Origin of the sequence: Sphingomonas sp. Leaf30 (genome assembly GCF_001422525.1) — a bacterium.
Lineage (GTDB): Bacteria > Pseudomonadota > Alphaproteobacteria > Sphingomonadales > Sphingomonadaceae > Sphingomonas > Sphingomonas aerolata.
The window spans coordinates 252684-267933 of the sequence record NZ_LMKZ01000001.1 but is presented as its reverse complement, the minus strand read 5'-3'; the positions used below and the strand labels follow the sequence as shown (position 1 = coordinate 267933).

Sequence of the window (15250 nt, the reverse complement as noted above, 5' to 3'; positions counted from 1 at the left end):
GCCTTTCCGGATCAATGCCTCCACGCGGTGCCACAGCGACGCGTTCGCCGGATTGCACCGTGGAGGAATAGGGTTCGAACATACTCCAGGCGGACGACTTGACATATCGCGCCCGTCACGGACCCAATTACCATCTTTGCAACAAAATTACCAGCCGATCGTGACAGCCCTCGTGCCCCAATCCGCCATAAAGACACGAATTTCGCGCGATTTTCAGTCGCCGGCGCCGGGCTCGGGCGAGAAATACTTGTCGAACTTGCCCTCAACGCCCTTCATCGCGTCCGCGTCGGGCGGCGTCTGGTTGTCGTTGCGAGTGACGTTGGGCCACTGCGCGGAGAAGGTCGTGTTGAGTTCGAGCCACTGCTCCAGCCCGCTTTCGGTGTCGGGCAGGATCGCCTCGGCGGGGCATTCGGGTTCGCACACGCCGCAGTCGATGCACTCGCTGGGATTGATCACCAGCATGTTCTCGCCCTCGTAGAAGCAATCGACCGGGCACACTTCCACGCAATCCATGTACTTGCAGCGGATGCAGGCATCGGTGACGACGTAGGTCATTGCAGAACTCCTGGGCCGGATTCCTTCCCGGCGACGAACGGCCTGCGACTATGCGCGCAGGCCCGTCGCGTCAATCATAGCAAGCCTTCTGCGAGACGTTATCAGGCTTTGCCGCTGGCTAATCCTTCCCCGCCAGGGGGAGGATTCGGTTGGTCGAGGGCGGGGGTCTGGCCGGCGATCAGGTCTTGATAGCACGCCTGCGCTTCGGGGGCGGGACCGCGGCGTGTCGGCAGTGCCTCGATGCGGATCACGCGGACGCGGTCGTTGGCGGCGAAGGTGAGGACGTTGCCGATCCGGACGGGACAGTGTGCGCGATCGATCGCGCGGCCGTCGATTCGCAGATGCCCCTTCTCGGCGATCGCCTGGGCCGCGCTGCGCGTCTTGGCGAGCCGGACGAACCACAGGAACCGATCGATCCGCATCGCGCCTTCACCCATGGCGGACCAGTGCGGCAAGCCCGGCAAACGCGTTCTGCCGCGACGGGTCGATCGGCGTCGCAGGGACGGCGCGCGCGGGCGGGCGGCCGCGCCAGACCCAGCGCGGCGTGTCGCCTGCCAGCGGCTTGAAGCCGAGCTCGGCCATCAGCCGCTCGATCGAGGCCGGTTCGAGCCCAATCGAGGTCGCGAGCGTCGGGTCGGGCGCGAACGGTGCGCGGCCGGTGCGCGAATCATGCGCGGCGCGGGCGATACGCTCGATCAGGTCGACGCGCACCGCCTGGAGCCCCAGCGGGCGGAACCCGGCCTCGATCGTCGCGCCGTCGCTGCCGCGTGCGAGCACGGTCGCCCCGTCGCGCGGCGCGGTGATCACCGTCCCGCGGATGCCGGCGAGGATACGGCGCCAGCGCGCCGGCTCGGGCTTGAGCAGGCGGATGTCGAACAGGTCGAGCGCGCCGATCATGATGCCGATCTTGCGCAACCGCTTGCGCTCGTCGGGATCGACCGCCTCGAGCGCGAGCCGCATCGGCAGGCGGGGCAGGATCCCGCCCGCTTCCTCGATCGCGCTGGCGACTGCGCGCAGCGCCGGGGTCGCGTCCGCGTCGCGGCTGAGCACGGCAAGATCGACGAGCACCGCGAGCCGCCGCTTCAGCATCCCCGCGAGCCAGCGCGACAGGCGCGTCTCGATCCGCTCGCGCGCCGCCTTGTCGAGACAGTCGAGCGCGCGATCGAGGATCAGTTTCGGGCGGGCGAAGGACGGGCCGGCGCCGAGACGGGCGACCGGATGCCCCGCCCACACGATCTGCGCCGACTCGTCGAGCGCGATGTCCGCATCCGGCGCATCGACGAGCGACTGGCCGCGGCGCGTGCGTTCGCCCGCCAGCCGCTTTTCGGCGGCGGCGAGCAGCAGGCGCTTGTCGCTGGCGCGCGCGTCGGCGGCGACGGTGAAGCGGAAGCCGTCGAGCCGGCCGATCGGATGATCCTCGACCATCACCTCGCCCTCCGGACCGATCACGACGGGGAGCGACGCGGCGTCCGCACCGATCTGGCGCATCAGCGCGGTCGTGCGCTTGTCGACGAAGCGCTGCGTCAGGCTGGCATGGAGCGCGTCGGACAGGCGCTCCTCGAGCGCGGCGGTGCGCGCGGCCCAGTGCGCGGGCTCGGCGAGCCAGTCGGCCCGCTGCGCGATATAGGCCCAGATCCGCGTCGCCGCGATCCGGCCCGCGATCACCGGCACGTCGCCCGCGACGGTGTCGAGCCGCGCGATCTCGTCGGCGAACCATTGGTGCGGGATATGCCCCCGCCCCTCGCTGAAATGCCCGAACACGCGCGAGACGAAGCGCGCATGCGGGTCGAGCCCGACCTTGCGGAAATCGGGGATGCCGCATGCCGCCCAGAGCCGCGCGACCATCTTCGGGTGCCGCGTGCGTTCACGCACCCAGCCCTCCTCGGCGAGCCGCTTGAGCACGCCGAGGTCGAGCGCCTGGGGTGCGGCGCGCAGGACGCCGGCGGGCGGACGCGCCTCGAGGCTCGCGACCAGCGCGTCGATGCTGGCGAAATCGGGTTCGCCCTGCCGCCAGTAGAGGTTTTCGAGTCGGGGAAAGCGGTGTTCCTCGATCGCGAGCACCTCTTCGGGAAGGAAGGCGCCCGGCCCGTCATCGGACAGCGCGCCGAACGTGCCGTCGCGCTGGTGTCGCCCGGCGCGGCCCGCGATCTGCGCCATCTCGGCGACGGTCAGGCGACGCTGGCGCTTGCCGTCGAACTTGTTGAGGCTCGCGAACGCGACATGCGCGACGTCCATGTTGAGGCCCATACCGATCGCGTCGGTGGCGACGAGATAATCGACCTCGCCCGCCTGGAACATCGCGACCTGCGCGTTGCGGGTCCGGGGTGACAGCGCGCCCATCACCACCGCGGCGCCACCGCGCAGCCGGCGCAGCATCTCGGCGACCGCATAGACCTCCTCGGCCGAGAAGGCGACGATCGCGGACCGCTTGGGCAGGCGGCTGATCTTCTTGGCGCCCGCATAGGTGAGCGTCGAAAAGCGCGGGCGGTTGACGATCTCCGCGCCGGGAACCAGCGCCTTGATCATCGGTCGCAGCGCCTCGGAGCCTAGGATCATCGTCTCCTCGCGTCCGCGGGCACGCAGCAGCCGGTCGGTGAACACATGCCCGCGCTCGGGATCGGCGCCCAGCTGAGCCTCGTCCAGCCCGACGAACGCGACGTCGCGGTCCGGCATCGATTCGGCGGTGCAGAGCAGCCAGCGCGCATCGGGCGGCATGATCTTTTCCTCGCCGGTGACCAGCGCGACGCGGTTCGCACCCTTGATCGCGACCACCCGGTCATAGACCTCGCGCGCGAGCAGGCGCAGCGGGAAGCCGATCATGCCGCTCGAATGCGCGCACATCCGCTCGATCGCGAGGTGCGTCTTGCCTGTGTTGGTCGGCCCCAGGACCGCGGTCACGCCGCCGGACACATCGTCACTCATAGCCCAGAACATCGGGCGTAAGGTCGCGCGGCGCAATGACCGGCAGGACAAGTTCGCCGTATTCCGCGCACGGGCTTCCGTCCGCCCCCGCCGCACCACGCCTCGTCGTCGTGCGTGGCTGGCGTGCGGCGGGTTAATTTGACTTTAGGACCCTTGCTGCACAGGACTCCGACCCGCGCCGGGGGGAACGGCGAGCCTGGCCGGAAATGTGCGCCAGGAATTTGGGCCACGAGGTGCGCGACGTGTATCTAGGGACGGAGCAGGAACTGGGGCTGGCCGGCGGCATCGACGCCCGAGGTTTCGGGCGCGCCGCCACCACCGGTTCCGACGCAATTCCCCGGGGCGTCACGCGGTTGCACGACGCCGCGACGCGGATCGACTGGGTGCCCGATCTGGGCAGCGCGATCGGTAGTGCGACGTGGTGGCGCGGCCTCGCAACCTGCACCGCGCTGTGCGCTGCGACCGTCATGCTCGCCCCCGGCTTTCGCCCGCTGACCGGCCACGTCCCTGCGCCGCTGGCCGGTTCGGTCCGCGAACAGGCACGCGCACTGGCGATCGCGCCGCTCGGCCAGGGCGCGGATACGGGGCGGCGGATGGCGGCGAACGACCTTGTCGTGCCGCTCGCGCAGGCCCCCGAACGGCCCAGCGTCGATCTTGCCGCGACACTGGGTCAGGGCGATGCCTTCGACCGGGTCCTGATCCGCGCGGGCGTCAGCCGGCGTGACGCCAGTGCTGCATCGGCGCTGATCGCGCAGACGGTCGATCCCGGCGCGATCCCGGCGGGCACGCGGATCGCGCTGACGCTGGGCCGGCGCGCGGATCGCACGGTAGCCCGCCCACTCGAATCGCTCGCGGTGCGCGCACGGTTCGACCTCGACGTATCACTGCACCGCACCGCAGCGGGTCTGGCGATGACGCGCACGGCGATCGCGGTCGATCGCACTCCGCTACGGATCCAGGGGCTCGCCGGATCCAGCCTCTACCGGTCGATGCGCGCCGCCGGTGTGCCCGCCAAGGCGGTCGAGACCTATATCAAGGCGATCGCGACACGGCTGTCGATCGGGCGCGACGTCAGCGCGACGGACCGTTTCGACCTGATCGTTGCCCGCGAACGCGCCGCGACCGGCGAAACGCGGATCGGCGCGCTGCTGTTCGCCGGGATCAACCAGGGACGGCGCACGCTGCAACTCGTCCGCTTCGCACCGGCCGCTGCGACCAACAACCAGTCGGATCTCGACACTGCAGAGGGCGAAGACGCCGGCCGCGGCGGCTGGTTCGATGCCAATGGCCAGACCGAACGCCGCGCCGTGTCGGGCATGCCGGTGATCGGCCGCATCACGTCCGGTTTCGGCCTGCGCGTGCATCCGCTGCTCGGTTTCACGCGGATGCACAAGGGACTCGACATCGGGGCGCCGCAGGGCGCGCCGATCCATGCGATGACCGACGGGGTGGTGAGCTTCGCGGGCCGGACCGGCGGCTATGGCAATTTCGTCAAGCTCGTCCACGGCGGCGGTCTGGCGAGCGGTTATGGCCATATGAGCCGGATCGCGGTCGCATCGGGCACGCGCGTACGCCAGGGTCAGGTCATCGGCTATGTCGGCTCGACCGGTATGTCGACGGGGCCGCATCTCCACTGGGAAGTGTGGAGGAATGGCGGCGCGATCAATCCGCGATCGGTATCGCTGGCGAGCGCGGCACAGCTGTCCGGCCCGGCATTGCGCGCGTTCAAGGCGCGGGTCTCCCGCCTGCTCGCGGTCCGCACCGGCAACTAGCGACGCGCGCCGCGCCGTACGAATCTGCATCCGCCGCCGAGTCCCCGCAGATGCCCGTGTCGACCGCGTGCACTATTGATCGATCATCTTGCCGAATTCGCACAGACTAACGCGCTGTCGGTCCCAATCACGGACGCAGATCCCATACTAAAGTGCGGTTCGTAGTTATACGATATTACAGGACCGTCATGCACCATGCTAGGCGGGATGCACCATCGCTTTACCGGATATGTGACGATCATGCAGACAGGGCTCTCCTCGACCGCGACCGGACGGCTCATTTCGATCCAGGGCTATGTTCCGGGACGCGCGATGCGCCGCGAGCAGGACTGGGCCCTGCGCGGTGCCAGCCGGCCGCAACCGCGCCCAATACCGGTCACCGCGATCCGGCCCGCCCGTGCGCCCACCGCGTCGACCCTGCGGACGGTATTGTATCTGAGCAAGATCAAGCCCGATATCGCGATGGATCAGCGCGCGCTGATGGACATCGTCAACGACTCCCGCGCGCGCAACGCGCAGGCCGGCATCACCGGTGCGCTGATCATCACCGATCTGCACTTCGTCCAGCTGGTCGAGGGACCGGATCCGGCGATCTCCAATCTGCTCGCGCGGCTGAGCGCCGACCGGCGCCATAGCGACGTGACGATCATCACGGACATGATCGGCCTGGACCGGGGGTTCCGGCGCTTTTCGCTGGCCTATTCGGGTCCCGACACGTTCGTCGACCAGCAGCTCATCCCGATGCTCGCCACCCCGAACGGGCCCGGCAAGTCGGAGATCGCATGCCGCCTGATCAACCGGCTGCGGCTGATGGCGGACAACGAGATCACCGAAACCGACTACGCCGCCTAGGCGCCGCCGCGAGTAGCACCCGCCACGACGACCGGCAGCCGGCTCACTTGCCCTGCGCGCGCCATTTCAGAATCGTCCGGTCGATGATCTGCTCCTCGCCGCCGACATCGCGCCACAGCGTCGAGAAGAGCGGATCGCTCGAGGCGGGGCGGCGCGCGTCCTCGAGATCGTCGAACGCGACGCGGATCGGGATCGTCACGCCCTCCCCGCAAATAATGGCCTCGCGATTGCGCAGCGCAGGGATGGATTCGAGAAAGCCGCGTGCGCCCTCGGGCATCGCCGCGCGGACAAAGGCCTGATCGCGTTCGTTGTTGAGCCGCATCGCGACGATCGTCCCGCACTGCGACAGGACGCCTTCCGCCAGATCGGACGGGCGCTGCGTGATCAACCCGAGCGAAACGCCGTATTTGCGACCCTCCTTGGCGATCCGTCCGAGGATCCGCCCGACCGAGCTTTCCGCCTGACGGTCGTTCGGGATGTAGCGATGCGCCTCCTCGCAGACGAGCAGGATCGGTCGCTGCGGCTCGTTGCGCGACCAGATCGCGAAATCGAACGTCATCCGTGCGAGCATCGCGACGACGACGGCGGTGATGTCCGACGGCACGCCCGATACGTCGATGATCGAGATCGGCCGGCCGTCGCCGGGCAGGCGGAAGATGCGCTGGAGAAACGCCGCCATCGTATCCGCGACGAGCATCCCCGAGAACATGAAGCCATAGCGCGGATCCGCCTTGATCTCGTCGATCTTGCCCTTGAGCCGCAAATAGGGGCTGGTGTCGCCCGCGCGGTCCATCTTGCCCATTTCGAGGCTGATGATGCCGGTCAGGTCGCTGAGCAGATAGGGAATCGGCGCGTCGACCGTCAGCTTGGCGATCGCCTGGCCGAGCCGGCTCTTCGCACGGGCAGCAAGCAGGCATTTGGCGAGGATGTCCGCATCGAACTGGCGCTGTTCCCCGGTGCTGGTCAGGAAGACCTCGCAATGCTCTTCGAAATTCATCAGCCAATAGGGCATTTGCAGGTTCGACACGTCGTGGATTGCGCCGTTCGTGCCAAAGGCCGCGGCATATTCGCCATGCGGGTCGATCATCACGATATGCCCCTGCGGCGCGAGGTCGCAGATCCGGTGCAGGATCAGCGCGGCAGCGGTCGACTTGCCCGTGCCGGTCGAGCCGACGAGCGCGAAATGCTTGCCCAGCATCGCATCGACATACAGCGCGGCGGGAACGTCGGCGGTCGGATAGACGGTACCAATCGCGATATTCGCGCGGTCCTCGGCGGCATAGACCTCGCGCAGGTCGCGCGTCGTGACCGCGAACACCTCGCAGCCCGGCATGGGATAGCGCGTCACGCCGCGGCGGAATCCGTACAACGCGCCGGTCGCCCGGTCCTCGTCCCCCTCGCCAAGGAAATCGATCTCGCCCGCGATGACGCTGCCCATCGCCGCCTCGAGTGCGAGCGAGCGGACATTGGCGATGATCCATGACGTGCCGACCCGGATCTTGACCTGGCTGCCGACCTGGCCGGCGGCGGCGAGCACCGCATCGGGGTGCGCGAGCAGCGGCGCGATCGCGGCCCGGTCGAGCAGGACCCGGCTGCTGGCACCGGCAATCGCGGATATGACGCCGATCGGGGCGTCAGCCTGTCCCCCCGGTGATGCGTCCGGCCCCGCGCCGTCCACGATCGCCGCGGCGGCAATCGCCCGCTGGAACACATGGGCGGCGGGCATGTCGGTCATAGGCGGTCGGTCCTCGATCCTCCGGCTTTTGCCAGATGTCCGCATCCATGCCGCGCACGGGTAAAGAATGCGTGAGCGCCCGCGCGCGTGCTGGCCTCAGACCCGGCGTGCGATCCAGCCGGCCGCCCAGCCGAGAAAGATCGAGAGAAAGACCGCGACCAGGCCATAGGCGATCGCCGACCGGTCGGCCGCTCGCGCGACGAAGCGTTCGAACCCCGATTTGCGGATGTCGATGTCGCGCACCGCCGCGGCCAGCACGCGGCCGTCGCGGATCAGGAAGGTTTCCGCGGTGAAGCGCCCAACCGGTACGCGCGCGGGCACCGAAACCCGCGCGCGGTACAGCACGTCATCGGTGATCTCGACCGCCCCCGGCGCCTCGTAATACAGCCCGGCACGCCGTTTCAGGTCGACCAGGCCGCGCTGGAACCGGTCCTGCGTCGGAATCGGCGCGCTCGAGGCGGGCGACAATTGCAGGCTGTCGAGGCCGAGTTCGTAGATCGCCCGGGTGCGGTCGTCGACCAGCCGCCCGATCGGCTTGGATGAGGCGATCGCATAGAAACTGGGCGCGGACCGATAGCGCAGCCGCGACGTGTTGACCCAGATGCCGGCGACCTTCTCCTTCTCGCGCATCACGATCGACTGGGTCGGCCCCTTGACGACGACGACGATGTCGGTGGGACTCTCGCCGCTCGGCAGGCGCCCGCCGGGATAGAGGATCGCGCCGAACAGCAGCAGTTCGGCGCCGGTGAAGCTGTAGGCGATCTCGATATTGCGCTGCGACACGTCGGGGACGAGCACCGGCTTGGCCTGCGCCATCAGCAGCGGCGCGAGCAGGAGGAGCGGCGCGCCCGGCTTCACGACAGCGTGACCGAGAAGATCTCCTCGGGCCGCCAGACCAGCCCGAGCACGATCCGCGCGCCGACAAGCAGGACCATCACGGCGAGCCCGAGACGGAGATATTCGGGGCGGAATTTGGTCGCGAACCGCGCACCGATCTGCGCACCGACGACCGATCCGATCAGCAGCAGCCCGGCCAGCACGATGTCGACCGCCTTGGTCGTCGTCGCATGCACCATCGTCGCCACCGCGGTGACGAACAGCGTCTGGAACAGCGAGGTCCCGACCACCACCGACGTCGCCATGCCGAGCAGGTAGATCATCGCCGGTACCAGGATGAACCCGCCGCCGATCCCCAGCAACATGGTCAGGATCCCGGTCGAAAAGCCGAGCAGCAGCGGCGCCAGCGGCGAGATATACAGGCCCGAGGCGTAGAAGCGGGTCCGCAGCGGCAGCGCGGCGACCAGCGGGTGATGGCGTCGCTTGCGCGGCTTGGCGGGGCGGCCGGTCCGGGCGCGGCGGATCGTCCCGATCGATTCGCTCGCCATCATGCCGCCGATCGAGCCGAGCATCACGACATAGACGATCGCGATCACGGTATCGATCTGGCCGCTCTGCTGGAGCAGCCGGAACAGCCAGGCGCCGAAGAACGCGCCCAATATGCCGCCTGCGACGAGGACGCCGCCCATCTTCACATCGACGCCGTTGCGGCGGAAATGCGCGAACACGCCCGACACGCTCGCCCCCGTGACCTGGCTGGCAGACGAGGCGGCGGCGACGGTCGGCGGGATGCCATAGACGATCAGCAGCGGCGTCGTCAGAAAGCCGCCGCCGACCCCGAACATCCCCGACAGGAGCCCGACACCGCCGCCGAGCAGGATGATGACGAGCGCATTGACCGACAGGTTTGCGATGGGAAGATACAGGTCCACGCGCGTCGTTATACGCAAACCGGCCGCGGGGGCTAGCGGCCGGCTAGAAGTCGCTGCCGACCGAGAGTGCGGGACCCGAGCCGGGGCGGGCGGTGCCGGCGATACGCTGGCGCCAGTCGAGCGCGAGACGGACCGATCGTCGGCCGAGCGGCGCTGCTAGGCCGAGCGACGGACCGATATCTCCCCGTGTCGCCCCCCGCTGAGCGCTCACCCATGCGCCGACCCCCGCGTCGAGGCGGAGCCTGCCGCGTTCCGCGACGCCGTGCGTCAGGCGCGCAGCGGCGTCGACGAACCCTTCGACGCCGTCGCGCATGATCGCCCCTGCCTGACCATAGGTCTCGATGCGCGCACCAGGTGCGATCTCGGCGGGGCCGTAGCCCGCGATCACGCCGACCGTCGGGCCGCCGCGGCCCCCGTCGAGGACGAAGCGCTGTTCGGCGATCAGGCGGACGGGCCAGCGGGTCGGCCGCCATTCGATGCCGAGGGCCGCCTCGCGTCCGCGCCCCTCGAGCGGCGCCGCGAGCCGCGCGGTCAGCCCGAGCCGCCGCGATGGGTCGATTCCGTAGACGGCCCGCACCCCCGCCTGCGATGCGCCCAATTGCCCCCCCGATACCGTACCCGACGCGCCACCGCGCGCGAGCAGCCAGCCGCTGACGCTCAGCGGCGCGTGCGAAGTTGCACGGGTCGCGCCGATCGCGGCCGGACCGAGCGGCGGGAGCATCGCGATCCGGCCCTGCCGGTCGGGCGCAAGGTCGGGCTGGACGTCCATAGTGAATTCGACGTCACGATCTGCGGCGTGCCTCGCGCGAACGTCAGCGGGGCGAGCACGCGCGTTCAGGATGACCGCGGCGAGCACCGGCGCGGCGCGGGCATGGCTGCGCGACGCTTGGGCACCATGCCCGATGGTCCAGTAGGGCGGTCGCGACGGCGTGACACGCCGGTCGGGCCGGTCGGCCGCGGCAGCAGTGATGTTCGCATCGTCGGTGGCGCGACGATGGTCGGTAGTGGCGATACCCACGGCGCGGGCTGCGGGCGAAGCTTGCCGATCGTGCCGCCTCCCCGCCGCGACAGGGGGACGCTGCAGGCTGCCAGATTCGCCGGGCGTCAGCACGCCCGCCGCATAGGGCGACAGCACCACGATCCGCATCACGACCCATGCGCCGAGCGCGGCGGCGAGAAAACGGAGCGGCCGCCCGCCCTTCACCCGTGGCGCAGCGTGCGCGTCCCGCTCACCCTCCCGACGATCGGAGATCGGGAAATTCATGGCGGGTCTTGTCCCAGACCAGCGCCGCGCCGCGGAGCATCGCAATATAGCGGACCACGGCGCGCGGCGCGGCGATCAGGCTGATGACATTGCCGACGACGAAGCGGGGCAGCGACCAGAATGCCTCGGCCAAGCCGTAGATGCGCGCGGTGAAGGCCATCCGCATGCCGAGCCGCCACACGAGAAGCCCGATATTCGCCCCCGCCAGCCAGACGACCGGCATCGCCGGCCAGCCCTGCACGGCCGGGACCACCGCATGAACCAGGAACGTCAGGACCCAGGCGGTCAGCCCGACATAGGCGGCGGCCAGCACGACCATGCTGAGCGGCGCCCGCCGATCGCGCATCCGCATCCAGTGATCGGCCAGTGCCTGCGGACGAGCCCAGCCGGTCCGGTCCCAGCCCGCCAGCGCGATCCCGGTCATCCAGCGCGCCTTTTGCCGGACGGCGGCGTCGAAGGTCGCCGGGAAGAACGCCCGCACCGCGATCAGCGCGCCCGCATCGTCGACGATCCGCGCAAACCGTCCGGCCCCACCGAGCTGGGCGATCCGCAGCCCGAGCTCATAATCCTCGGTCAGGCTGGACGCGTCGAACGGATCGCCGTCGCGGGTCGCCGCCACGGTTTCGAGAATCGCGGTGGACATCGCACACCCCGTCCCCGCCAGCGGCATCCCCGCACCAAGCGCGGTACGGATGACCAGCTGCTTCATATGCGCTTCGGCGAACTCATCGGCATAATGCCCCGACACGAGCCGCGAGCCGCGCTTGACGAGCGGCAGGACGGGCAATTGCACGACGGCATAATGGTCGATCAGCGAATCGAACACGCGCAGTTCGAGCGGGTGCACGACGTCTTCCGCATCGTGCAACACGACCGCCTTGGTCCGTCGCCCGTCGCGATCGTCGGCGCGGCGCAGCGCATGCCAGAGCGTGTTGAGGCAGTCCGCCTTTGTCGTCGGCCCATCGCGCTGGCCGATGACCAGGCGGATCCGCGGATCGCGGGCCGCCACGCGCGCCGCGGCGTCGATCGTCGCGCGGTCGTTCGGATAGAGTCCGACGAAGATGCGGTAATCGTCATGGTCGAACCGCGCCACCGCCGCCGACAGCATCGCGCCGATCACCGCCACCTCGTCCCAGGCCGGCACGAACACCGCGAGCCGGCCGGGCTCCGACGGCGTGGGCAGCGCGTCCATGCCCGGCAAGGTCGACGGTCCGCGCCAGATTTTCCAGACAAAGAATGCGATGTCGACCAGGAGGTCATCGATGCCGCCGATCAGCAAGCCGACCGCAGCAAATGCCACCGCCTCGCGCACGATGATATCGATGATCCCCAGCGACTCGCTCATCGGCCCTCTCCCCGGCCAAGACTATCCGCTGTCCCCGCCGTAACGGACCAAACATGATCCGTTTCGGACAGGTGTCGGCTGACCGATCGTCAGAATATTGGAATGACTTGGCTCGTCCGCCGACCGATGCTGAAATTTGGATCGAATGAACATCGCCTGCCACGCTGCCCGGTGCGCGACTCAGCGTCTGTTAGGCAGGGCGGGGACGGCTCCTCATCCCCGACAAGACCCACGTACAAGCCGGTACTTGCGCTTTTCGGCACAGCGAGGTTGCCAATTCGTTCCGCATCGCGCACGGTCGGCAACGTGCTTGCCTACCCCGCCCTTCACGCCAGCCATGGCGGCATCTGGGTCGCACAGGGTGGCGAGACGCGCGGGATCGGGCGTGGCGAAGCGATCCGGATCGCTGCCGACACGCCCGTCATCCTGCTCAACGCCGCGCTGATCGGCCAGCGTCTGGGCTATGCCGATCTGTCGGGGCTCGACCTGCTCGAACTTTATGCGTTCCTGCGCCCGGCGCAGTTCGCGGTGCCGACGCCGAAGGGCATCGCCCGCGTCACCGGTCTCGACCTGCCGACCGACGATGCCGAGGTCGCGCCGTTCCTGTTGCGCGCGGCCGAAGCGATGCTGGCGCTGACCGACGCGGCCGACTGGCCCGAGCGCGAGGGGGCCTGGACCGCGGCGCAGTCGCTCTACCGGTTGCGCTGGCCCTGGGCGCCCGTGGTCGCCGAACGGCTGGCCAAGCCCGCGGTCAACGAACGCTGGCTGTTTTCGAAACTGCCCGAATGGGAGGAGCAGGCCCCGCGCCCCGCGCCGCGGACGATCGCGATCGAGCCGGGTGATGCCGAGGCGCGGCTCGACGACCTGACCGGGCATGGCGCGGAGGAACGGCCGGGGCAGCGCGCCTATGCCGCCGCGGCGACGGCCGCGTTCGCGCCGCGGGCGGTGCGCGATTCGCCCAATCTGGTGCTGGCGGAGGCGGGGACCGGGATCGGCAAGACGCTCGGCTATCTCGCCCCCGCCTCGATCTGGGCGGAAAAGGCGGGCGGCGCGGTCTGGATCTCGACCTACACCAAGGCGCTGCAGCGCCAGCTGGGACGCGAGACAGAACGGCTCTTTCCCGATCCCGCGGTCCGCCGGACCAAGGTCGTCACGCGCAAGGGCCGCGAGAATTATCTCTGCCTGCTGAACCTCGAAGACGCGTTGCAAGGCGGCTTTGCGGGGCGGGCGGCGGTGCTCGCGCAGCTCGTCGCGCGCTGGGCCGCGTATAGCGCGGACGGCGACATGGTCGGCGGCGACCTGCCCGGCTGGCTGCCGACACTGTTCCGGCGCAACGGATCGACCGCGCTGACCGACCGGCGCGGCGAGTGCGTCTATGCCGGCTGCCCGCATTACCGCAAATGCTTCATCGAACGTGCGGCACGCGCCTCGACCGATGCCGACATCGTCATCGCCAACCATGCGCTGGTCATGGTCAACGCAGCACGCGGACGCGAACTCGCGACGCGGCCGACGCGTTATGTCTTCGACGAGGGTCATCACATCTTCGACGCCGCCGATTCGATGTTCGCGACCGCGCTGACCGGCGGCGAGACGATCGAGCTGCGCCGCTGGATCATCGGTCCCGAGGGCAGCAGCCGGGGGCGGCGGCGCGGACTGGCCGCACGGCTGTCCGATCTCGCCAGCTATGACGAGGCAGGCAATCGCGCGATCGGCGAGGCGGTGGCCGCGGCCGGCGCGCTGGCGAGCGAGGGCTGGCTGCAGCGGATCGGCGAGGGTGCGCCGTTTGGACCGATCGAGGAGCTGCTCGCCGCGGTGCGCGGGCTGACCTATGCGCGCGCCGAACAGCCGGGCGATGCCGGCTATGGGCTGGAGACCGAACTCGCCGAACCCGATCCGACGCTGATCGAAGCCGCCGCACCCGCCGCCGCCGCACTCGACGCGCTGGTGCGCCCGTTGGTCACGCTCGGCCGGCGGCTCGAGGCGGTGCTGAGCGAGGCGCCCGACTGGCTCGACGGGCCGGCGCGCGCACGCGTCGAGGGCGCGATCGCGTCAATCGGTTGGCGCGCCGAGACGGTGGCGGCATGGCTTTCGCTGCTGACGCGCGTCGGCGGGCCCGCGGATGCCGATTTCGTCGACTGGCTCGCGGTCGACCGGGTCGAGGGACGCGAATTCGATATCGGGCTGCATCGCCGCTGGCTCGACCCGACCCGCCCGTTTGCGGAGGTCGTACTTAAACCTGCGCATGGCGCGCTGGTGACGTCGGCGACGCTGACCGGGGGCGGCAGCGCGGAGGAAGGCTGGCAGATCGCCGAGGCGCGCAGCGGCGCCCCGCATCTCACCCGCCCTGCCGCGCGATTCGCCGCGCTCAGCCCGTTCGACTATGCGACGCAGGCCGAGGTGCTGATCGTCACCGACGTCAAGCGCGGTGATGTGGGCGCGCTGGCCAACGCCTATGCCCGGCTGATCGTCGCCTCGCGCGGCGGGACGCTCGGACTGTTCACCGCGATCCGCCGGTTGCGCGGCGTGCATGGGCGGATCGCCGACCGGCTGGCGCGCGAAGGACTGCCGCTGCTCGCGCAGCATGTTGATCCGATCGATACGGGCACGCTGGTCGATATCTTCCGCGATGACCCGGGCGCGTCGCTGCTCGGCACCGATGCACTGCGCGACGGGGTCGACGTGCCGGGCGAATCGCTGCGGCTGGTGGTGATGGAGGGCGTGCCCTGGCCCAAGCCGACTGTGCTGCATGCCGCACGACGGCTTGCGGGTGGTGGCGCCGTGTATGACGACCGGCTGATCCGCGCGCGGCTGGCACAGGCGTTCGGCCGGCTGATCCGGCGTGCGGACGATTCGGGGGCATTCGTCATGCTGTCCGCGGCGATGCCGTCGCGGCTGCTCAGCGCGTTCCCGCCGGGTGTGCCGGTGACGCGCGTGACGCTCGACGAAGCGGTGACCCGAGTCGCGGCACGGCTTTCCTCGCGCGCCGCCTTGAGGCATGAGGCGGGCGAACCGGCCCGAGGACCCTTATCATGA

Annotated in this window: 11 protein-coding genes; 3 read left to right on the top strand and 8 right to left on the bottom strand. The window is 69.6% G+C overall.

Translation table 11 applies throughout. The features are described from left to right. Positions 1–213: 213 nt before the first annotated feature. From fdxA to ASE89_RS01250, 3 genes are all read right to left on the bottom strand, one after another. Positions 214–555, bottom strand: coding sequence for a ferredoxin FdxA (gene fdxA, locus ASE89_RS01260; RefSeq protein WP_031393648.1), 342 nt, complete (start codon positions 553–555; stop codon positions 214–216). A gap of 101 nt (positions 556–656) precedes the next feature. Continuing rightward, on the bottom strand, positions 657–977 hold the full coding sequence (locus ASE89_RS01255; protein ID WP_082451266.1) for an RNA-binding S4 domain-containing protein: 321 nt from the start codon (positions 975–977) through the stop codon (positions 657–659). 7 nt (positions 978–984) lie between these two features. After that, positions 985–3477, bottom strand: coding sequence for a helicase-related protein (locus tag ASE89_RS01250; protein ID WP_056673310.1), 2493 nt, complete (start codon positions 3475–3477; stop codon positions 985–987). 242 nt (positions 3478–3719) lie between these two features. Between ASE89_RS01250 and ASE89_RS01245 the strand changes: the two genes are divergently transcribed. Then, positions 3720–5249, top strand: coding sequence for a M23 family metallopeptidase (locus tag ASE89_RS01245; RefSeq protein ID WP_056675112.1), 1530 nt, complete (start codon positions 3720–3722; stop codon positions 5247–5249). A 207-nt stretch (positions 5250–5456) separates the two neighbouring features. After that, positions 5457–6101 carry a BLUF domain-containing protein gene (locus ASE89_RS01240; RefSeq protein ID WP_056673307.1) on the top strand — a complete coding sequence of 215 codons (645 nt, stop codon included), beginning with the start codon at positions 5457–5459 and terminating at the stop codon, positions 6099–6101. Positions 6102–6144: 43 nt separating this feature from the next. Here ASE89_RS01240 and ASE89_RS01235 read toward each other — a convergent pair whose 3' ends face one another. From ASE89_RS01235 to ASE89_RS01215, 5 genes are all read right to left on the bottom strand, one after another. Then, positions 6145–7836, bottom strand: coding sequence for an ATP-binding protein (locus ASE89_RS01235; protein WP_056673304.1), 1692 nt, complete (start codon positions 7834–7836; stop codon positions 6145–6147). Positions 7837–7932: 96 nt separating this feature from the next. Further along, a complete protein-coding gene (locus ASE89_RS01230; protein WP_052149151.1) occupies positions 7933–8652 on the bottom strand; it encodes a TIGR02186 family protein in 720 nt (239 codons plus the stop codon). 38 nt (positions 8653–8690) lie between these two features. Next, entirely contained in the window at positions 8691–9605 is a 915-nt protein-coding gene (locus ASE89_RS01225) for a sulfite exporter TauE/SafE family protein (RefSeq protein ID WP_037529957.1), read from the bottom strand. Positions 9606–9648: 43 nt separating this feature from the next. Next, positions 9649–10869 carry a hypothetical protein gene (locus tag ASE89_RS21065; protein ID WP_236701579.1) on the bottom strand — a complete coding sequence of 407 codons (1221 nt, stop codon included), beginning with the start codon at positions 10867–10869 and terminating at the stop codon, positions 9649–9651. Beyond that, on the bottom strand, positions 10835–12214 hold the full coding sequence (locus ASE89_RS01215) for a glycosyl transferase family protein (RefSeq protein ID WP_082451175.1): 1380 nt from the start codon (positions 12212–12214) through the stop codon (positions 10835–10837). The genes ASE89_RS21065 and ASE89_RS01215 overlap by 35 nt, the downstream gene beginning before the upstream one ends. A 306-nt stretch (positions 12215–12520) precedes the next feature. On the opposite strand from ASE89_RS01215, the gene ASE89_RS01210 reads away from it, so the two are divergent. Beyond that, positions 12521–15250, top strand: coding sequence for an ATP-dependent DNA helicase (locus ASE89_RS01210; RefSeq protein WP_056673302.1), 2730 nt, complete (start codon positions 12521–12523; stop codon positions 15248–15250).

Coding starts and splice junctions, on each gene's coding strand:
- fdxA (WP_031393648.1), bottom strand. CDS start 555: ATGACCTACGTCGTCACCGATGCCTGCATCCGCTGCAAGTACATGGAT.
- ASE89_RS01255 (WP_082451266.1), bottom strand. CDS start 977: ATGCGGATCGATCGGTTCCTGTGGTTCGTCCGGCTCGCCAAGACGCGC.
- ASE89_RS01250 (WP_056673310.1), bottom strand. CDS start 3,477: ATGAGTGACGATGTGTCCGGCGGCGTGACCGCGGTCCTGGGGCCGACC.
- ASE89_RS01240 (WP_056673307.1), top strand. CDS start 5,457: ATGCACCATCGCTTTACCGGATATGTGACGATCATGCAGACAGGGCTC.
- ASE89_RS01235 (WP_056673304.1), bottom strand. CDS start 7,836: ATGACCGACATGCCCGCCGCCCATGTGTTCCAGCGGGCGATTGCCGCC.
- ASE89_RS01230 (WP_052149151.1), bottom strand. CDS start 8,652: ATGGCGCAGGCCAAGCCGGTGCTCGTCCCCGACGTGTCGCAGCGCAAT.
- ASE89_RS21065 (WP_236701579.1), bottom strand. CDS start 10,869: ATGAATTTCCCGATCTCCGATCGTCGGGAGGGTGAGCGGGACGCGCAC.
- ASE89_RS01215 (WP_082451175.1), bottom strand. CDS start 12,214: ATGAGCGAGTCGCTGGGGATCATCGATATCATCGTGCGCGAGGCGGTG.